Source organism: Halomonas sp. AOP12-B1-6, from assembly GCF_052379225.1.
Taxonomy (GTDB): domain Bacteria; phylum Pseudomonadota; class Gammaproteobacteria; order Pseudomonadales; family Halomonadaceae; genus Vreelandella; species Vreelandella casei.
In genome coordinates this window covers 38211-58120 of the sequence record NZ_JBQSYK010000006.1, presented here as the reverse complement: position 1 = coordinate 58120, position 19910 = coordinate 38211, and the positions used below count along the sequence as shown (strand labels likewise).

Below are 19910 nucleotides of genomic sequence, written 5' to 3'. Positions count from 1 at the left end.
TTTAAATTTTTTGTTTATAACTACCAAATTCGAGGTTATTGCTATGGGACGTATTATTGGTATCGACCTGGGCACCACCAACTCTTGTGTGGCCGTGCTTGATGGTGACAGTGCTAAAGTTATTGAAAATGCCGAAGGTGGTCGTACCACGCCTTCTATCATCGCCTATACCGACGATGGTGAAACACTGGTCGGCCAGGCCGCCAAGCGTCAAGCGGTCACCAACCCAGAAAATACGCTGTATGCCATCAAGCGCTTAATTGGCCGTCGTTTTAAAGACGACGTTGTCCAGAAAGACATCAAGATGGTGCCTTACAAAATTGCCGAAGCAGACAACGGGGATGCGTGGGTTGAAGTAAAAGGCAAAAAAATGGCACCCCCGCAGGTTAGTGCGGAAGTGCTGAAGAAAATGAAAAAGACCGCCGAAGACTACTTGGGCGAAGCGGTGACCGAAGCGGTTATTACTGTGCCGGCCTACTTTAACGACAGCCAGCGTCAGGCGACTAAAGATGCCGGCCGCATCGCGGGTCTAGACGTTAAGCGCATTATCAACGAGCCGACCGCTGCCGCACTGGCCTACGGTATGGACAAGTCGCGCGGCGACAAAACCATCGCGGTTTATGACCTGGGTGGCGGTACTTTCGATATTTCTATCATCGAAATTGCTGACGTTGACGGCGAAACTCAGTTTGAAGTGCTGGCCACCAATGGCGACACCTTCCTGGGCGGTGAAGATTTCGATTTGGCGCTGATTAACTACCTGGTTGACCAGTTCAAAGCGGATAGCGGTATTAATCTTTCCGGCGACAACCTGGCTATGCAGCGCCTGAAAGAAGCGGCTGAGAAAGCTAAAATTGAGCTGTCTAGCGCGCAACATACCGACGTCAACCTGCCGTACATCACGGCTGATAACACCGGTCCGAAACACCTTAACGTTAAAGTGACACGCGCTAAGCTTGAATCACTGGTAGAAGACCTGGTTCAGCGTTCGCTTGAGCCGTGCAAAATGGCGCTGAAAGACGCTGGTTTGTCCGCTTCTGAAATCGACGAAGTCATCTTGGTCGGTGGTCAGACACGTATGCCGATGGTGCAGAAGAAAGCCGCTGACTTCTTTGGTAAAGAGGCCCGCAAAGACGTTAACCCTGACGAAGCGGTTGCTGTAGGTGCAGCGATTCAGGGCGGTGTATTGGGCGGTGACGTTAAAGACGTGCTGCTGCTTGACGTGACGCCGCTGACCCTGGGTATCGAAACCCTGGGCGGCGTAATGACGCCGCTGATAGATAAGAACACCACTATCCCGACCAAGAAGACGCAAACCTTCTCGACCGCGGACGACAACCAAACGGCGGTCACCATTCACGCCGTGCAGGGTGAGCGTAAACAGGTCTCGCAAAACAAATCGCTGGGTCGTTTTGACCTTGCCGACATCCCGCCTGCACCGCGCGGCGTGCCGCAGATCGAAGTCGCTTTTGACTTGGATGCTAACGGTATCCTTAACGTGTCGGCGAAAGACAAGGCAACGGGTAAAGAGCAGTCCATCATCATCAAGGCGTCTAGCGGCTTGTCGGATGAAGAAGTCGAGCAGATGGTGCGCGACGCTGAAGCACACGCGGAAGAGGACAAAAAGTTCGAAACGCTGGTACAGCTGCGCAACCAGGCTGATGGCATGATTCACGCCACGCGCAAAACGTTGGAAGAAGCTGGTGATAAAGCGACTGATGACGAGAAACAGGCTATCGAGACCGCTATCACTGAGCTGGAAGAGGCCGTGAAAGGCGACGATGTCGATAACATCCAGAAGAAGCTGGATGCGCTGACCGAAGCTTCTGGCCAGCTAGCTCAGAAGATGTACGCCGAGCAGGCAGAAGCGGCTCAGCAAGAGGGCGGTGAAGGCGATGAAAATGCAAGCACCAAGCCGGAAGATGATGTCGTTGATGCCGAGTATGAAGAAGTTAACGACGATCAGAAAAAGCCGTAAGTAACGTCTTTCTGACAAGCAGTGCGGTGACGCGGGAGCCTACTCCCGCGTTGCTGTTTCCGCAGCCAAGACGCGCGTCGTTAAATGTGTGTTAAAAGGCGCAGTGAAATGCGCAGCTAACCAGGAGGCGTAGGGCCTATGTCCAAACGCGATTATTACGAAGTCCTGGGTGTTGAAAAAGGGGCCGATCAGAAACAGATCAAGCAGGCCTATCGCCGTCTGGCGCAAAAATTCCACCCTGATAGAAACCCGGACGATAACACCTCAGCAGAGAAATTCCGCGAGGTGTCTGAAGCCTATGAAGTGCTTAGCGATGGCGAAAAGCGCGCTGCTTATGACCAGTTTGGCCATGCGGGCGTTGACGGTCAGGGCGGCGGTTTCGGCGGCGCGGGTGCCGGCGCAGGTGATTTCAGCGATATCTTTGGCGATGTGTTTGGCGATATCTTTGGTGGCGGCGGTGGTCGTCGTCGTGGCCCTAACGCACCCGCTCGTGGTTCAGACCTACGCTACAACCTAGAGCTGGATCTGGAAAGCGCGGTGGCTGGCACCACGGTCGATATTCGCGTACCGCGTCATATTGAATGCGATCGCTGCGATGGCGGTGGCGCTGAACCCGGTTCCTCTAAAGATACGTGCCCTACCTGCCATGGCCACGGCCAGGTGCGCATGCAGCAGGGCTTCTTTGCCGTGCAGCAAACGTGCCCGACGTGTCACGGGTCTGGTCAGCACATCAAGGTGCCTTGCCATAAGTGTAATAGCGAAGGGCGCGTGCGCGAAACGCGGACACTCTCCGTTAAGATTCCGCCCGGCGTGGATACCGGTGACCGCATTCGTTTAAACAGCGAAGGCGAAAGCGGCGTCAACGGTGGTCCGGCAGGCGATCTTTACGTTCAGGTATCGATCAAGCCGCACCACATCTTCCAGCGTGACGGTAAGCATCTGCAGTGCGAAGTGCCGATCAACTTTGTTGATGCTGCGCTAGGCGGTGAGCTTGAGGTGCCGACGCTCAATGGCCGTGTGAAGCTGAAGATTCCGCCGGAAACTCAAACCGGCAAGCTTTTCCGCTTACGTGGTAAAGGCGTTAAGCCGGTACGTGGCGGCGTCGCTGGCGACCTACTGTGCAAAGTGGTCGTGGAAACGCCGGTGAAACTTAACGACGAGCAGCGTGATTTACTGCGCCAGCTTCAGGAGAGTTTTGACGGCAGCAACAGCCATAGCCATTCGCCTAAGAAAAGTGGCTTCTTCGATAGCGTGAAAAGCTTCTTCGAAGATATGAAGCCCTAATCTGAGATGATGGATCTACGCTAGATATCTGGTTCAAAAACCCTCGGTTCGTCCGGGGGTTTTTGCTGTTTAGGAAATGCTACGCGCCATGGATAATCTTCAAGAAAAAGTGTCTCTGGGCATCTGGCTGAGGATTCTCTCAGGGATGCTGTTCACGGGAATGCTGGTGTGCATTAAAGCCGTGAGTGATGACGTGCCGGTCGGGCAGTCGGTCTTTTTTCGCTCGCTGTTTGCATTACTCCCCGTGGTGATTTTTCTCATGCTGCGGCGAGAATTTCCGCGCGGACTGGCCACTCGCCGCCCGGTAGGGCATGCGCTGCGTTCAGGGTTGGGAGCGGCGGCAATGTTTGCCTCTTTCGCAGCCGTTGCGTTACTGCCGGTGGCGGAGGCGACGCTGCTGGCCCAGCTTACGCCGGTGTTTATGGCGTTGGGTGGCGTGCTGCTACTGGGTGAACGGTTCTCGCGCTACCGTATGGGGGGCGTGGCGCTAGCGCTTGCTGGGGTGGCGGTGCTGATATTGCCTGGGTTAAATGCGAGTGCCGCCAGTGGGCAAGCGACCGGGTATGCGCTAGGCGCACTCGGTGCGCTGTTAACGGCGGGAGCGCTATTAACCGTCCGGCGAATTTCGCGAACCGAAAGTGCGGCTTCGATTGCATTCTACTTTATTGTGGTCGCGACGCTGGCTGGGCTTGCCACGCTTCCGTTGGGGTGGGCCGCATTGACGCGAATGGAATTTGTGCTGTTAGTGCTGTCGGGCCTGTTTGGCGGCGCTGCCCATATCGCGATGACATTAGCGCTGCGCTATGCCGAGGCGTCGCGGTTGGCGCCTTTTGAATATATTGCCCTGGTGTGGCCTGTGCTCGCCGATTGGGTGTTGTTTGGCATACCGGTCTCCAGCGGCTTCCTACTAGCGCTACCGCTGATGTTAAGCGGGGTAGCGCTAGCGGCGATGGAAGGGCGGCGGCTTAGGTTAACGGCTAAATGGCTGCTTCGACGATAAGCTGCGGCTGGCCTTTCGAGCACGGTTCAATTCGGGCCGTGACTTTATATACTTGCTGCAACAGCGCTGGCGTAATCACTTCAGCGGTGGGGCCGCAGGCAATCAGGCGGCCATTTTCCAGCAGCATAGCGGCGTCGGCGAAGCGTAGCGCATGCCCCAGGTCGTGGAGTGCCACCAGAATCAGCATCTGGCGCTCGTCGGCCAGCCGGCGCAGCACCGCCAACAGACTAATTTGCCGGTTAAGGTCGAGTGCCGAAGTGGGCTCATCCAGCATCAGAATCTCCGGCTCTTGCACCAGCGCTTGGGCGGCGCTGACCAACTGGCGCTGGCCGCCGCTGAGGTCGCCAATATCGCGCTCGCCAAGGGCTGTAATCGCCAGCTCGTCCAGTGCGCGATCCACCTGGGCTAAATCCTCAGGCTGCACTTTTAATCCACGCCCTTGCATGCGCGCCAAAAGCACCGATTCGTATACTGTGAGTACTGCTTTAGCGCCCGTGTCTTGGGGCATATAACCCACTGGCCGCTCGGCGCTGGTGCCGCTAATTGTCACCTCGCCTTCGCCTTTCAAGAGCCCTAAAATGCGCCTAAAAAGCGTCGACTTACCCGCCGCATTGGGGCCCAGCAGCGCGACGACTTGCCCGCCTTGAAAGCAGGGCGTGGTGATCTCTTGCAGAATAGGGCGTCGCCCATAGCGGGCGGATACGCGGCTCAGTTGTAGCGTTACCATGAGGCCTTCTTGTGGTTAAGCACTAGAAATAGAAAGAAGGGAATGCCCACCAGCGAAGTGATAATGCCAATGGGGATGATGGTGCCGGGGATAATGATCTTGGAGATAACCGAGCCCACCGAAAGGATGAGCGCGCCGCACAGCGCCGAACCGGGCAGGAAGAAGCGCTGATCTTCACCCAGCAAAATGCGCGCAATATGCGGGCCCACCAAGCCAATAAACCCGATGGTGCCGACAAATGCTACCGCGATAGCAGCGAGTAGCGACACCAGCACCAGCACTTCCAAGCGCAGCGCGCGGGGATTGACGCCCATGCTCTCGGCTTTGGCATCGCCCAGGCGCATAGCGGTCAGTGCCCAGCCGTGCCGGGCAAGCAGCGGCATCGACAAAGCGAGAATGCTGAGGGCGATCCAGAACTTGGGCCAGGTGGCTTTGGTCAAGCTGCCCATGGTCCAGAATACCACCGCGGATACCGCCTCCTGGCTGGCAAAGAACTGAATCAGTGCCATCAAAGAGTTAAAGATAAACACCATGGCGATGCCGAGCAGCACAATCGTCTCCACCGTCACGCCGCGCTTTAGGCTTAAGGCATGAATTAAAAACGCGGTAAACATGGCCATCACGAAGGCGTTGATAGGCACCACAAACTCAATGGCGGCGGGCACAATAGCCACCCCAAAAGCGAGGCCCAGCGCGGCGCCAAAACTAGCCCCGGCGGAAATTCCCAGGGTAAACGGGCTAGCGAGCGGGTTGCTCAGAATGGTCTGCATCTGCGCCCCGGCAACTGACAGGCTGGCGCCCACCACCAATGCCATCAGTGCCACCGGCATGCGGATTTCCCAGACAATTACCCGCGCCTGCTGGCTAACGCTGCCCGGCGTGAATAGTGCCGCGATGACTTCGCCCAGGCTGTAGCGGGCGGGGCCGAGGGCCAGGTCAACGCAGAGGCTAAAAAACAGCGCTAACACCAGTGCAACCAATATCAGTTGGCGGCGGAACACCTGGCTATGGTAAAAGGCGCGCCCCTGTGAAAGGCGCTCTGTTACCTCCGTTTCCGTTATCCTCGTATCAGTCGTCATGGAGCGATATCCAGTAGCCGGGTTCATAGTCGATGGGCAGGAAGCGTTCGTGCAGTTCTTCCATGGTGGCTTCCGGGTCCAGGTCTTCAAATAGCTCGGGGTGTAGCCACTTGGCTAATTGCTGTACCGCCACGAAGTAGTAAGGGCTGTTGTAAAACTGGTGCCAAATAGCGTGGAAGTTGCCAGATTCAACGGCCTTAATGCCGGTCATCGCGGTGCGCTCGGTCAGCGCTTCCAGCTTGGCGTGAGCCTGTTGCTTATCTGAGCCAGGCCCGACGCCCACCCAGTCGCCGCCAGGTACGTAGGCATCCCAGTTGCCGCCGGTAACAACCACATGGTCGGGGTTAGCGGCAATAATCTGCTCAGGGTTCAGGTTGCCGAAGCTGTTAGGAATAATGCCTTCGGCAATATTGGTGCCGCCAGCGAGGGTTACATATTCGCCAAAGTTGGCTGGGCCAAAGCTCATGCAGCACTCATCGGAGTAGCCGCCGGCGCGGTCGATAAATACGCTTGGGCGATCAGGGTTTGCCTCGGCAATCACATCAGTGACGCGTGCCAGCTGGCTCTCTGCAAACTCGATGAAGGCTTCGGCCGCGGCTTCATCGTTCATGATTTGGCCGATGATCCGCATGGACGCAATAGTGTTTGCCAGCGGATCTTCACGAAAGTCTACATAGATAATAGGAATGCCCAGCTGTGCCAGTTTTTCATCATAGGCAGCGTCCTCTGTGGCCGCTTTCGCTTCGATATTCATCAGTACTACGTCGGGATTAAGAGAGGCTGCCTGTTCCACATCGAAGGTGCCGTCTTTAAAGCCGCCAAAGGTAGGAATCGCTTCAATCTCTGGGAAGCGCTCGAGATAGCGGGCGTAGTTGTCCGGGTCAGCCTGAGAAAAATCTTCGCGCCAACCCACTACATGGGCAAAGGGGGCTTCTGGCTCGAGTAGCCCCAGTAGGTAAATTTGCCGCCCTTCCCCTAAGATAACGCGCTCTGCAGGTCCGTCTAGCGTGACTTGGCGGCCAGCGATATCGGTAATGGTGATGTCATCAGCTATTGCAGTGGCGCAGAAGCCAGATGCTATGAGAGTGCCAAGCAGGCGTTTTAAGTGCTTAAAGCTGAGCATTTTTTTCTCGGAGGTCGGTGTTGATAAAAAATCGAGGTTGATTGACGAATCGATATTGGGAAGTTGCACGCGACAGATAAGCAATGAAGGGACTTTTCTGGCGCGTTATCGTGATCTGATCGCATTAAAGATGCAAACTGTATTATAACTGATTCTCATTGTTTTTTGTGGGATGCGATTTTTGTCGATTTAAGCGCGCTTGTCATTGCTTAGCCACGCAAATTGCCGTGAAGGCACGGCGTTTTTTCATCCATAATGCTAATGTTAGAGCGGCTTTAAGCGTGTGAGTACTTATAAAATGGAGCAGTACTATGCCTTTATCTCGTGCAAAAATTGAAACCACGTCGGCTGAGCGATTGATCAACCGTTTATGTAAACACTGGGCGCATAAGCTGGACGTTGAACAGGACGACCAGCAAGGCAAGATCACGTTTGCGACGGGCACCTGCTTAATGCGCGCTGAGTCCGGTACATTATTGATCGCTATTGAAGCGCTGGAAGAGGAGCACCTGGATGAGCTTGAAGGTGTGGTTGAGCGCCATCTAATCCGTATGGCTGGCGATGAAGAGATAGTCGTGGTGTGGGAGAACTGAGCGAGTAAAGAGAGCTTTTGTGCATCTGCTATAATCGCGGCCAATTAGTGAGCACTTTCTTTTACCTATCAAGTCGTAGCACAGGAGTTTGCATGACTCGAATTGCCATTGTAGGCGTGGCTGGTCGAATGGGCCGCACGTTGGTAAATGCGATAGAGCTAGAGGCTGAGGCGACGCTGGCGGGCGGCGTTGTAGCGCAAGGCAGTTCCTTGGCGGGGGCTGATATTGGTGAACTTGCCGGTGTGAGTAAGCGCGGCGTTGTCGCGGTCGATTCGCTTGAATCGATTGTCGATGACTTTGATGTGCTAATTGACTTCACGTCGCCTCAGGTCACGCTGGCCAACCTGGCATTCTGCGCCGAGCATGGCAAGCGCATTGTGATTGGCACCACGGGGATGAGTGATGACGAGCTAGCAACGCTGGATAGCTATCGCGATCGCGTGCCCATGGTGTTTGCGCCCAATATGAGCGTTGGCGTCAATCTTACCCTGAAGCTGCTGGAGACCGCTGCTAGGGCGCTGGGCGATGAAGGCTATGATATTGAAGTGATTGAGTCGCATCATCGCCATAAGGTCGATGCCCCATCAGGCACTGCGATCAAAATGGGCGAAGTCATCGCCGCAAGCCTGGGGCGTAACTTGAAAGAGCACGGCGTGTTCGAACGAGTTGGCCAGTGCGGCCCGCGCACCGACAAAGAGATCGGCTTCGCCACCGTGCGCGCAGGCGATATTGTCGGCGAGCACACGGTGATGTTCGCGACCGAAGGTGAACGTATTGAAATTACCCACAAGGCCTCCAGCCGCATGACGTTTGCCAAAGGTGCCGTACGCGCCGCTCGATGGGTCGCGGATAAAGACAACGGCCATTACGATATGCAGGATGTGCTGGGGCTGGCTTAAGGCGTTGCCGCTATTTTAGTAGAGACCCTTCGCTAGGATAGTTCTATGTAGAATGGTTCTATGTAGGATCGCTCTATGATTAAGGGGTAGTCTTAGGTCTAAAATTCCTGTAACATTTCAAAAATTTTGGCCGGGTGGCTAAGAAGACTCAAACGGCGCGCTTGTTGCGTTGGCCAGCCCAAAGCCTGCCCGAGTCCGCTTTCATATTGATGTTAAGTGAGCGGCTCTGAAAGGGCATCGAACAACAAGCGGGATGAAACCGATTCTTTTTATCGGCTTCGTCCCGCTTTTTTACGGCCCTTATTTCAAAGAAGTTTTAATGCAGAAATTGCTGAGCCTGCGCCCAACAGGCTCCCACCAGCATGGGAGGATCTTGTTTTGAATAACACCGCATTGAGCAAACCCGCAATATTGGCTCTGGAAGATGGTAGCGTTTTCCATGGAATCGCCATTGGCGCGGATGGACTAACAAGCGGTGAGGTGGTGTTCAATACGGCCATGACCGGCTACCAAGAAATCCTCACTGACCCTTCCTACACTCGCCAAATCGTTACGCTCACCTATCCTCATATCGGCAATACCGGCATTAATGCCGAAGACATCGAGTCTGGGTCGATTGCGGCGGCGGGCTTGGTGATTCGCGATTTGCCGTTAATGGCCAGCAGCTTTCGCTCTGAGCAATCGCTGTCGGATTATCTGAAAAGTCAGAACGTGCTGGGCATTGCCGATATTGATACTCGCCGCCTAACGCGCATTCTGCGCGATAAGGGTGCCCAGAACGGGGCTATTCTGGCGGGTGCTGACGCCGAAGGCGATGACGCAGTAGCGCGGGCGCTAGACGCCGCCAAGGCATTTCCTGGTCTGAAGGGAATGGATCTGGCTAAAGAAGTGTCGTGCAAAGCCCCTTACGAGTGGACGGAAGGCGAGTGGACGCTGGGCCAAGGCTACGCGGATACCACGAAAAGCGAGCGCCCTTACCACGTGGTGGCGTTTGATTACGGCGTTAAATTCAACATTCTGCGCATGCTGGCTGCGCGCGGCTGCCGGCTTACCGTGGTGCCAGCGCAAACGAGCGCTGCTGATGTGCTGGCCATGAACCCTGATGGGGTCTTTTTGGCCAATGGCCCGGGCGACCCAGAGCCCTGTGATTACGCCATTAAAGCCATTCAGGACGTGTTGGAAGCCGATATTCCGCTGTTTGGGATTTGCCTGGGCCATCAGCTGCTGGCGCTCGCCTCTGGTGCGAAAACGCTCAAGATGAGCCATGGCCATCACGGCGCTAACCATCCGGTGCAAGATCTAGACACTGGTAAGGTGATGATTACCAGCCAAAACCATGGTTTTGCGGCAGATGAAGCGACCTTGCCTGCCAATCTGCGGGCTACGCATCGTTCGCTGTTCGACGGCACCCTGCAAGGTATTGAGCGCACTGACCGCTCAGCGTTCAGCTTTCAAGGCCACCCAGAGGCGAGCCCCGGCCCGCGAGACGTAGCACCGCTGTTTGATCGCTTTGTGGCCATGATGCAGGCGCGTCGCTAAGGCATCGAGTTGCTGCTGAAAGCTTTCGCCTAGCACCGCTGCATCACTTTATCGCCGTCTTTTGTCGCTCATCGTCATCATTTTTTGTGGGAACCGTTATGCCTAAGCGTACCGATATCAACAGTATTTTAATCATTGGCGCTGGACCGATTGTGATCGGCCAGGCCTGCGAATTTGACTACTCCGGCGCTCAGGCGTGTAAAGCGCTGCGTGAGGAGGGTTACCGCGTTATTTTGGTTAACTCCAATCCCGCGACCATCATGACCGACCCGGCGATGGCCGACGCCACCTACATTGAGCCGATTACCTGGCAGGCGGTGGAAAAAATCATTGAAGCCGAGCGACCCCAGGCTATTTTGCCCACCATGGGTGGTCAAACGGCGCTTAACTGTGCGCTGGAGTTAGACCACCACGGCGTACTCGCAAAATACGGCGTTGAGATGATCGGTGCTAACGCCGATGCGATTAACATGGCCGAAGATCGCGACCTGTTTGACCAGGCCATGAAGCGCATCGGCTTGGAATGCCCCAAAGCCAAAGTCGCGCACAGCATGAGTGAAGCCTGGGAGATTCAGGCTGAGCTGGGCTTCCCAAGTATTATTCGCCCCTCCTACACCATGGGTGGCTCCGGTGGCGGTGTCGCGTACAACAAAGAAGAGTTTGAAGAGATTTGTACGCGCGGCTTTGAGCTTTCTAACAACCATGAGCTGCTCATTGATGAGTCGCTGCTGGGTTGGAAAGAGTATGAAATGGAAGTGGTGCGCGATAAAAACGACAACTGCATCATCGTCTGCGCGATTGAAAACTTCGACCCGATGGGCGTGCACACCGGTGATTCCATCACCGTAGCACCAGCGCAAACGCTGACCGATAAAGAATATCAGATCATGCGTGACGCCAGTCTAGCCGTACTGCGCGAGATTGGTGTGGAAACCGGTGGCTCCAACGTGCAGTTCGGCATGGACCCGAAGACTGGTCGCCTGGTTGTTATCGAGATGAACCCGCGAGTGTCTCGCTCCTCGGCGTTGGCCTCTAAGGCGACCGGCTTCCCGATCGCTAAAATCGCCGCTAAGTTGGCGATTGGCTACACGCTGGACGAGCTGCAAAACGATATTACCGGTGGCCGTACGCCGGCGTCCTTTGAGCCGTCGATCGACTACGTGGTTACTAAAATTCCGCGTTTCACCTTTGAAAAATTCCCACAGGCCAATGACCGTTTAACCACGCAAATGAAGTCAGTGGGCGAGGTGATGGCGATTGGCCGCACTTTTCAGGAGTCGCTGCAAAAAGCATTGCGCGGCCTGGAAACCGGTAACGATGGCCTAGACCCGATCATCACTGATTTCACGCCGGAAAATATGGCGACTATCCAGGGCGAGCTGCAGGCCGCCGGCGCCGAGCGTATTTTCTACGTGGCCGACGCCATGCGCTCAGGGATGAGCGTTGATGAGGTCTTTGCACTGACCAATATCGACCCTTGGTTCTTGGTGCAGCTTGAAGATTTAGTTCTCACTGAAAATGCCGTTGCTAAGCGCTCGCTGCCCGATCTTTCTGCCCGTGAGCTTTACCAGCTTAAGCGCAAAGGCTTTGGTGATGCGCGTCTGGCAACGCTGCTGAGCGTGAGCGAAAAAGACTTTCGTCAAACGCGTCAGGCTGCCGGTATTCGCCCTGTCTACAAGCGCGTTGACACCTGTGCCGCTGAGTTCGCGTCGGACACCGCCTATATGTACTCCACATACGAAGAGGAGTGCGAGGCGGATGTATCTGATCGTCAGAAAATTATGGTGCTGGGCGGTGGCCCCAACCGTATCGGCCAAGGCATTGAGTTTGATTACTGCTGTGTACACGCCGCTATCGCGATGCGTGACGACGGTTATGAAACCATCATGGTCAACTGCAACCCCGAAACCGTGTCCACCGACTACGACACCTCTGATCGTCTCTATTTTGAGCCGGTGACGCTGGAAGACGTGCTCGAAATTGCGGATAAAGAGAAGCCGGTCGGCGTTATCGTGCAGTTTGGCGGCCAGACGCCGCTGAAGCTCGCGCGTGAGCTGGAAGCCGCTGGCGTACCGATCATCGGTACCACCCCGGATGCTATTGACCGTGCAGAAGACCGCGAGCGCTTCCAGGTGATGATCGATAAGCTTGGCCTGAAGCAGCCGCCTAATGCGACAGCGCGGAGCTTTGCAGAAGCGTTTGATAAAGCCGAGGTGATTGGTTATCCGCTAGTGGTGCGCCCAAGCTACGTACTTGGCGGCCGCGCTATGGAAATCGTTTACGACGCCTCTGAGCTTGAAAACTACATGACTCACGCGGTGAAAGTCTCTAACGACTCACCGGTATTGCTGGATCACTTCCTGAGCGCGGCGATCGAGATCGATATCGATGCGGTGTCAGATGGCCAGCAGGTTGTGATTGGCGGCATTATGCAGCACGTCGAGCAAGCGGGTGTTCACTCCGGTGATTCAGCTTGTGCGCTGCCGCCTTATTCGCTACCTGCTGACGTGCAGGACAAAATGCGCGATCAGGTGAAGCAAATGGCCGTTGAGCTGGGTGTTAAGGGCTTAATGAACGTGCAGCTGGCTTGGCAGGACGGCGAGATTTACGTGATCGAAGTGAATCCGCGCGCCTCACGTACCGTGCCTTTTGTGTCTAAATGCATCGGTATTTCGCTGGCCCAAATTGCCGCTCGTTGTATGGCGGGTAAAACCCTAGCGGAGCAGGGGTTTGAACACGAAATTATCCCGCATTTTTATAGCGTGAAAGAAGCCGTCTTCCCATTCAATAAATTTCAGGGCGTGGATCCGATTTTATCGCCAGAAATGAAATCAACCGGCGAAGTTATGGGCTCTGGTGATACTTTCGCTGAGGCGTTCTTCAAAGCGCAGTTAGGGGCGGGAGAGGCGATTCCTGCGCTTGATGGTTCGCGTAAAGCCTTCCTTTCCGTGCGTGAACCGGACAAGGCGGGGATTATCGAAGTCGGGCGTTCTCTGTTAGCATTAGGTTTTACACTATGCGCAACACGCGGAACAGCGGCTGCTTTGGAAGCTGCTGGGCTTGCCGTGGAGCACGTTAACAAAGTCTACGAAGGTCGTCCCCATATCGTCGATCTGCTCAAGAACGACGAAATTGCCTACATCGTGAACACTACTGAAGGTCGTCAGGCAATTAACGACTCTTCGGTCATTCGCCGTACTGCTCTCTCGCGCAAGGTGCCCTATGCCACCACCTTGGCGGGCGCTAATGCTGTTTGCATGGCGCTTGAGTACGGTAGGGAAATTACGGTGCGGCGCCTTCAGGATCTGCATGCAGGAGCAAATAAATGAACAAGGTCCCGATGACAGTTGCGGGGGAAAGAAGCCTTCGTGAAGAGCTTGATCATCTGAAAACCGAAGCTCGCCCCCAGGTAATCGCGGCCATCGCTGAAGCGCGTGAGCACGGCGATCTGAAAGAAAACGCCGAGTACCATGCTGCACGCGAGCAGCAAGGATTTATCGAAGGACGTATCCAGGAGATTGAGGGCAAGCTCTCCGTCGCCCAGGTGATTGATGTCGCTAAGTTGCCAAACACGGGAAAAGTGATTTTTGGCGTCACCGTGTCGATGCAAAATTTAGACACCGATGCCGAAGTCACTTACCGGATCGTTGGTGAGGACGAGGCGGATATTAAATCCGGACGCATCTCGGTGACATCCCCTATTGCTCGCGCCCTAATCGGCAAGGAAGAGGGGGATATTGTGGTGGTTAGAACACCGGGCGGCGATGTCGAGTACGAAGTCGGTAGCGTCGAATATATTTAATAAAAAACGCCCCTCAGCATGCTGAGGGGCGTTTGATATGCCGTTACGTGCTATGTCGTTACGAACACAGTCGGCGGCGCGTCAGTTTAATGCGCTGCCCGCTTAGTGATTACGTTTAACGTTTAGTAGCGGCCGTGGTGGTTCTCAAAGCGGGTAACATTAGACAGCTTCGGATTTACCTGTGGATTCCTGCGATAAAGCAGAGCCATTTTACCAATGGTTTGCACGAGGTCAGCACGGCTGTTGGTGATCAGTTCGGCTACCATGGCAGCACGTTCATCACGTTCAGGAAGAGCGAGCTTCACTTTGATCAGTTCGTGATCGGTGAGCGCGCGGTTAAGTTCTGCGAGCAAATTTTCGGAGACGCCGTTCTCAGAAACGGTGACCACAGGGTTAAGGTGGTGGCCAATGCTACGAAATGCTTTCTTTTGTGCCTGTGACAAGCTCATGGTATCTTGCGGTATCCCGGTTAGCGCTTAACGCACCATCTTACGGTGAAACGCCATCGAGTGAAAGCGATCGCGTAAACGCGCCCCTCTCTTATTCTAGTGTTAGATTTTCACATGCAGCAAAAGCCCCCAAGTCGTAAGCATTCGGTAAGCAAGACCAGTAATAACTGGAAGAAGGAGCATTTTGACGACCAGTACGTCAAGCAGAGCTGGCAAGATGGGTATCGTTCGCGCGCTAGCTACAAGCTGCTTGAGTTGGATGAAAAGGATAAGCTACTGCGTCCTGGTATGACGGTGATCGATCTGGGCGCTGCGCCCGGAGGCTGGAGCCAGATCGCTGCGGAGAAAGTAGGGCCTGAGGGTATTGTTATCGCCTCCGATATTCTGGAGATGGATGCCTTGGCCGGTGTAGACTTTATCCAGGGCGATTTCACAGAAGAGGCGGTGCTTGAAGCGATACTAAAACGCCTCGATAATCGTCGTGTAGACCTTGTGATGTCAGACATGGCCCCCAATATGAGTGGGATGGCTGCGATAGATCAGCCCCAGGGGATATATTTAGTGGAGCTGGCATTAGAGCTGGCGCGCGAAACGCTGTCACCCGGTGGTCGGTTTTTAGCGAAGGTATTCCAAGGTGAGGGGTTTGACGCCTACTTGAAGGAGCTGCGCGGTAGCTTCAGCAAAGTGGTGACTAGAAAGCCAGATGCGTCGCGGGCGCGCTCTCGTGAGGTGTATTTCCTGGCAGAAGGTTTTCGCGGGTAGCTGACCTTGTGAGCGTTCTTATGACAGGGGCAAATAACCGCGTGGTTCATAGCCAAGATTTATTAGCGCAATTGCCAGACAGGCAAATGCAATGCGTGTCACATTAGACGCAGCCAATGCGCGTGACACAGATGGCCCGAGGCAGAACACGCTTTGGCAATGGTTGAGTACTTGATGCTGATATGCGGTCTTAACGGCAGCGTTTATTTGGCATCAGGGTTTAACTGACGGATTCTTGTAATGAGGGTAGCCCCTTGAATGATATGGCGAAGAACCTGATTCTGTGGTTGGTCATCGCGGCCGTCTTACTGACAGTGTTCAATAATTTCAGTACGGAAAGCGCACCGCAAAGCACAAATTATTCCCAATTTGTGCAGCAGGTGCAAAACCAGCAGGTGCGTAGCGTGACGATTGATGGTTACACCATCAGCGGTGAGCGTACGGACGGCTCTGAGTTTCAGACGATTCGCCCTTCGGCGGAAGACCCTAAGCTGATGGACGACCTGCTAAGCAATAACGTCACGGTTGTGGGTAAGGCGCCAGAGCAGCAAAGCATCTGGACGCGCCTGCTGATCGCTAGCTTCCCGATTCTGCTGATTTTGGGCATCTTCATGTTCTTTATGCGCCAAATGCAGGGTGGGGCCGGCGGTGGTAAAGGCGGCCCAATGAGCTTTGGTAAATCAAAGGCTAAGCTGCTCTCTCAGGATCAGATTAAAACGACCTTTGCCGATGTGGCGGGTTGTGATGAAGCCAAAGAAGAAGTGGAAGAGCTGGTCGACTTTCTGCGTGATCCGACTAAGTTTCAGCGCCTAGGCGGTATGATTCCGCGCGGCGTGCTGATGGTGGGGCCGCCGGGTACCGGTAAAACGCTGCTGGCAAAGTCGATTGCAGGCGAAGCCAAAGTGCCTTTCTTCTCTATCTCAGGCTCTGACTTTGTTGAAATGTTCGTCGGCGTGGGTGCGTCTCGAGTACGCGACATGTTCGAGCAGGCTAAGAAGCAGGCGCCGTGCATTATCTTTATCGATGAAATCGATGCCGTGGGCCGCTCGCGTGGTACCGGTATGGGCGGTGGTAACGACGAGCGTGAGCAGACGTTGAACCAGCTGCTGGTCGAGATGGATGGCTTTGAAGCTAACGAAGGCATCATCGTGATTGCGGCCACCAACCGTCCAGACGTGCTTGACCCCGCACTGATGCGTCCAGGTCGCTTTGACCGTCAGGTAACCGTGGGCTTGCCAGATATTCGTGGTCGTGAGCATATTTTGGGTGTTCACCTGCGCAAAGTGCCGCTTGCCGATGATGTTAAGCCACAGCTGATTGCTCGCGGTACGCCGGGCTTCTCCGGGGCCGATTTAGCTAACCTGGTCAACGAGTCTGCACTGTTTGCTGCGCGCCGTAACAAGCGTGTTGTCAGCATGGAAGAGCTTGAGCTGGCCAAGGACAAGATCATGATGGGCGCTGAGCGCAAATCGATGGTTATGACCGATAAAGAAAAGCTCAATACGGCTTACCATGAAGCCGGTCACGCCATTATTGGTTTGGTCGTGCCGTCTCATGACCCGGTTTACAAGGTGACGATTATCCCCCGTGGCCGAGCGCTGGGCGTGACGATGTTCTTGCCTGAGGAAGATCGCTATAGCCTTTCACGCCAACAAATTTTGGGCCAGATTTGCTCGCTGTTTGGTGGTCGTATTGCTGAAGAGATGACGCTAGGCCCGAACGGTGTGACTACCGGTGCCTCTAACGACATCAAGCGTGCTACCGAGCTGGCGCATAATATGGTCGCTAAGTGGGGTTTGTCGGACGCCATGGGGCCGATCATGTATGACGAGGACGAGTCGCATCAGTTCCTTGGTGGCCCAGGTCAGGGTGGAGGCAAGATGAAGTCTGGCGATACCACCACGCGTCTTGATAAAGAAGTGCGCAAAATTATTGATGACTGCTATGAGCAGGCACGTCAAATCTTGGCCGATAATCGCGATAAGCTTGATGCGATGGCTGAGGCGCTGATGAAGTATGAAACTATTGATGCCTCTCAGTTGAAGGACATCATGGAAGGCCGCGATCCGCGTCCGCCGGAAGGTTGGAATGATGGCGACTCGCCGGGCGGCGGCACGCCTGCCGGTGGTGAAAAGTCTAACGTTCAGGCCGGAGATAACGTTGCTTCTGGCCCACCTGACAGCGATGCTGAAGAGGATGACGACGATACGCCGCGCCGTCGCCCCTCAGACCCGCTGGGCGGTCCGGCAGGGCCATAGTGACAGCGTTGAATGAGCCAAAAGGCGCCCCGTCAAGGGGCGCCTTTTTTGTTATGCTGTGCACATACGACTGCCACGTTTTTCTTCTTGACTAGGCTGCAGCATGAAATCAACTTTGGACACATATCCTCAGCGCGTCGCTGGCAGTGATTCACAGCTGCGCTGTGGGCGTCATCTGCTGGATTTATCCTTCCCGCGTGTGATGGGTATACTAAATGTGACGCCGGACTCTTTTTCCGATGGCGGGCAGCACGTGGCGCTAGATGACGCGTTACGGCATGCCGAGCAGATGCTGGCAGAAGGGGCGGCGATCATTGATGTCGGTGGCGAATCGACACGCCCCGGCGCTCTAGCGATTGGCTCCCAAGAGGAGTTGGATCGAGTGGCTCCAGTGGTAGAGCGCTTGGTGCGCGAGCTGGATGCGCTGGTCTCTGTGGATACCAGCTGCTCGGCCGTGATGCGGGAGGCAAGTGGGCTGGGCGCCGGGATGATTAACGACGTACGTGCGTTAGAGCGCGAAGGAGCGCTGTTGGCGGCGGTGGGCAGTGGCTTGCCGGTGTGTTTGATGCATCGCCAGGGCGAGCCTCAGGATATGCAGCAGGCGCCGAATTATCAGCAGCCTGTTGAGGTCGAAGTGGCCGAGTATTTGGCGCGGCGAGTGGCCGAGTGTGAAGCGGCCGGTCTGCGTCGGAATAGGTTGTTAATCGACCCGGGCTTTGGTTTTGGAAAGACCGTTGAGCACAACTTACGCTTGCTCAAGTACATGGCGTCTCTTCAGGCGCTGGGGCTTCCGCTATTGGTTGGTATGTCACGCAAAAGCATGATTGGCAAGGTGTTGGGCCGCCCGGTAGAAGAGCGTCTGTTTGGTGGCTTGGCGCTGGCTGCGATGGCGGTGGAGCGGGGTGCGAATATTCTTCGCGTGCATGATGTCGCTGCAACGGTTGATGCCGTCAATATGACCTGGGCGGTGCTGCAAGAAGGTTGCGAGCCGCCGTTTGAGCTGTCTATGATTAAGGAGTTTGGTGCATGACAAGGCGCTATTTTGGTACGGATGGTATTCGCGGCACCGTGGGAAAAGCCCCCATTACCGCTGATTTTATGCTCAAGCTGGGGTGGGCCGCCGGTCAGGTGCTGCGCCGTGATAAGGGCCGAACGCGAGTGCTCATCGGTAAAGATACGCGTATCTCTGGCTATATGTTTGAGTCCGCGCTTGAGGCAGGGCTTTCTGCCGCGGGAGTCGATGTGTCGCTGCTGGGGCCCATGCCAACGCCGGGTATTGCCTACCTAACCCGCACATTTCGTGCGGATGCGGGAATTGTTATTTCAGCATCGCATAATCCTTTTGATGACAACGGCATCAAGTTCTTCTCAGCAGAAGGCAAAAAGCTGCCTGATGAAACGGAAGATCGTATTGAGGCGATGCTAGAGGCGCCATTAACCACGGCGGAGGCCGCTCAGCTGGGTAAGGCAACGCGTATTGATGACGCGGCGGGCCGCTATATTGAATTTTGTAAATCGACGCTTCCCGACCGGCTGAGCCTGCATGGCCTGAAAGTCGTGTTGGACTGTGCTCACGGCGCTACTTATCATATCGCACCCAATGTTTTCCGTGAGTTAGGAGCTGACGTCTCGACGATTGGCGCCTCGCCTAACGGGCTAAACATTAACCAGCTGGTGGGTTCAACGCATCCTGCTGCGCTGCGTGCGGCGGTCATTCAGCAGAGTGCTGATTTGGGCATTGCGTTTGATGGCGACGGCGACCGCTTGCTGTTGGTCGACGCTGACGGTCGTGAAATTGATGGCGATGATATTCTTTACCTTATTGCCCGAGACCGCCACGAGCGCGGTTTGCTCGAAGGGGGTGTTGTTGGCACTCTGATGTCCAATTTTGGATTAGCCATGGCGCTAGATAAGCTAGGCATACCCTTTGAGCGTGCTAACGTCGGTGATCGCTTTGTGATGGAGCGCATGGCCACGAACGGCTGGGAGCTGGGCGGCGAGTCTTCGGGGCATATTGTCTGCGGCCATGTGCAAACGACCGGCGACGGTATCGTATCGGCGCTGCAAGTGTTGGCGCTGATGATGCGAGAGCAAAAGAGCCTGCCAACGCTGTTAAGAGAGCTAGAAAAAGTCCCGCAAGCGCTCGTCAACGTGCGCCTGCCCGCTGATACCAATGCCAAAGAAGTGATGGCATCGGCGCCGCTTCAGCAAGCGGTTGCTGCATTGGAGCAGGCGTTGGGTGATGAGGGTCGCGTATTGCTCCGGCCTTCCGGTACAGAGCCTTTAATTCGCGTGATGGTAGAGGGTCGTGCCCATCTGGATGTGGATCGATTGGCGAACGACCTGGCCGCTCAGGTGAAGGCTTTACTGGATTAATGATGCCGTAAACTGAGTCTGTGCTTGTAACAGCGGTTGTC

Annotated in this window: 16 protein-coding genes; 12 read left to right on the top strand and 4 right to left on the bottom strand. The window is 55.2% G+C overall.

From position 1 onward, the window contains the following. Positions 1–43: 43 nt before the first annotated feature. The 3 genes from dnaK to ACT3TR_RS16095 all read left to right on the top strand — a co-directional run bounded on the left by dnaK (position 44) and on the right by ACT3TR_RS16095 (position 4262). Positions 44–1978, top strand: coding sequence for a molecular chaperone DnaK (gene dnaK / locus ACT3TR_RS16105; protein ID WP_441686524.1), 1935 nt, complete (start codon positions 44–46; stop codon positions 1976–1978). A 138-nt stretch (positions 1979–2116) separates the two neighbouring features. After that, on the top strand, positions 2117–3262 hold the full coding sequence (gene dnaJ, locus ACT3TR_RS16100; RefSeq protein WP_096276265.1) for a molecular chaperone DnaJ: 1146 nt from the start codon (positions 2117–2119) through the stop codon (positions 3260–3262). Between the two features lie 88 nt (positions 3263–3350). Next, positions 3351–4262, top strand: coding sequence for a DMT family transporter (locus ACT3TR_RS16095; RefSeq protein ID WP_441686525.1), 912 nt, complete (start codon positions 3351–3353; stop codon positions 4260–4262). On the opposite strand, the gene ACT3TR_RS16090 is transcribed toward ACT3TR_RS16095, so the two are convergent. From ACT3TR_RS16090 to ACT3TR_RS16080, 3 genes are read right to left on the bottom strand one after another with little or no spacing between them, the layout of a single operon-like run. Continuing rightward, positions 4240–4989, bottom strand: coding sequence for an ABC transporter ATP-binding protein (locus tag ACT3TR_RS16090; RefSeq protein ID WP_444625798.1), 750 nt, complete (start codon positions 4987–4989; stop codon positions 4240–4242). The two genes, ACT3TR_RS16095 and ACT3TR_RS16090, sit on opposite strands and share 23 nt — an antisense overlap. After that, the gene (locus ACT3TR_RS16085; RefSeq protein WP_444625799.1) at positions 4983–6068 is read right to left on the bottom strand and encodes a FecCD family ABC transporter permease; all 1086 of its coding nucleotides are present in this window, start codon (positions 6066–6068) and stop codon (positions 4983–4985) included. Before ACT3TR_RS16085 ends, ACT3TR_RS16090 begins: the two co-directional genes overlap by 7 nt. Next, positions 6058–7191: an ABC transporter substrate-binding protein gene (locus ACT3TR_RS16080; protein ID WP_444625800.1), complete on the bottom strand. Its 1134-nt coding sequence runs from the start codon at positions 7189–7191 to the stop codon at positions 6058–6060. Before ACT3TR_RS16080 ends, ACT3TR_RS16085 begins: the two co-directional genes overlap by 11 nt. Before the next feature lie 311 nt (positions 7192–7502). Here ACT3TR_RS16080 and ACT3TR_RS16075 point away from each other — a divergent pair, with 311 nt between their 5' ends. The 5 genes from ACT3TR_RS16075 to greA all read left to right on the top strand — a co-directional run bounded on the left by ACT3TR_RS16075 (position 7503) and on the right by greA (position 14024). After that, on the top strand, positions 7503–7784 hold the full coding sequence (locus ACT3TR_RS16075) for a DUF2218 domain-containing protein (protein ID WP_444625801.1): 282 nt from the start codon (positions 7503–7505) through the stop codon (positions 7782–7784). 92 nt (positions 7785–7876) lie between these two features. Beyond that, positions 7877–8683, top strand: coding sequence for a 4-hydroxy-tetrahydrodipicolinate reductase (gene dapB, locus ACT3TR_RS16070; RefSeq protein ID WP_444625802.1), 807 nt, complete (start codon positions 7877–7879; stop codon positions 8681–8683). Positions 8684–9076: 393 nt separating this feature from the next. Beyond that, positions 9077–10222, top strand: coding sequence for a glutamine-hydrolyzing carbamoyl-phosphate synthase small subunit (carA, locus tag ACT3TR_RS16065; protein ID WP_444625832.1), 1146 nt, complete (start codon positions 9077–9079; stop codon positions 10220–10222). A 98-nt stretch (positions 10223–10320) separates the two neighbouring features. Next, the gene (gene carB / locus ACT3TR_RS16060; RefSeq protein WP_444625803.1) at positions 10321–13551 is read left to right on the top strand and encodes a carbamoyl-phosphate synthase large subunit; all 3231 of its coding nucleotides are present in this window, start codon (positions 10321–10323) and stop codon (positions 13549–13551) included. Next, the gene (gene greA / locus ACT3TR_RS16055; RefSeq protein WP_444625804.1) at positions 13548–14024 is read left to right on the top strand and encodes a transcription elongation factor GreA; all 477 of its coding nucleotides are present in this window, start codon (positions 13548–13550) and stop codon (positions 14022–14024) included. Before carB ends, greA begins: the two co-directional genes overlap by 4 nt. Positions 14025–14146: 122 nt before the next feature. Here the strand turns inward: greA and yhbY are convergent, their stop codons facing one another. Next, positions 14147–14473, bottom strand: a complete 327-nt coding sequence (yhbY, locus tag ACT3TR_RS16050; protein WP_096276247.1) for a ribosome assembly RNA-binding protein YhbY — start codon at positions 14471–14473, stop codon at positions 14147–14149. A gap of 114 nt (positions 14474–14587) precedes the next feature. Between yhbY and rlmE the strand changes: the two genes are divergently transcribed. The 4 genes from rlmE (at position 14588) to glmM (ending at position 19869) form a co-directional block, all read left to right on the top strand. After that, entirely contained in the window at positions 14588–15235 is a 648-nt protein-coding gene (gene rlmE / locus ACT3TR_RS16045) for a 23S rRNA (uridine(2552)-2'-O)-methyltransferase RlmE (RefSeq protein WP_096276245.1), read from the top strand. 254 nt (positions 15236–15489) lie between these two features. Further along, entirely contained in the window at positions 15490–17493 is a 2004-nt protein-coding gene (gene ftsH, locus ACT3TR_RS16040) for an ATP-dependent zinc metalloprotease FtsH (protein WP_096276243.1), read from the top strand. A gap of 103 nt (positions 17494–17596) precedes the next feature. After that, entirely contained in the window at positions 17597–18523 is a 927-nt protein-coding gene (folP, locus tag ACT3TR_RS16035; RefSeq protein WP_444625805.1) for a dihydropteroate synthase, read from the top strand. Beyond that, on the top strand, positions 18520–19869 hold the full coding sequence (gene glmM, locus ACT3TR_RS16030; protein WP_096276239.1) for a phosphoglucosamine mutase: 1350 nt from the start codon (positions 18520–18522) through the stop codon (positions 19867–19869). The genes folP and glmM overlap by 4 nt, the downstream gene beginning before the upstream one ends. The last annotated feature ends 41 nt before the right edge of the window (positions 19870–19910 follow it).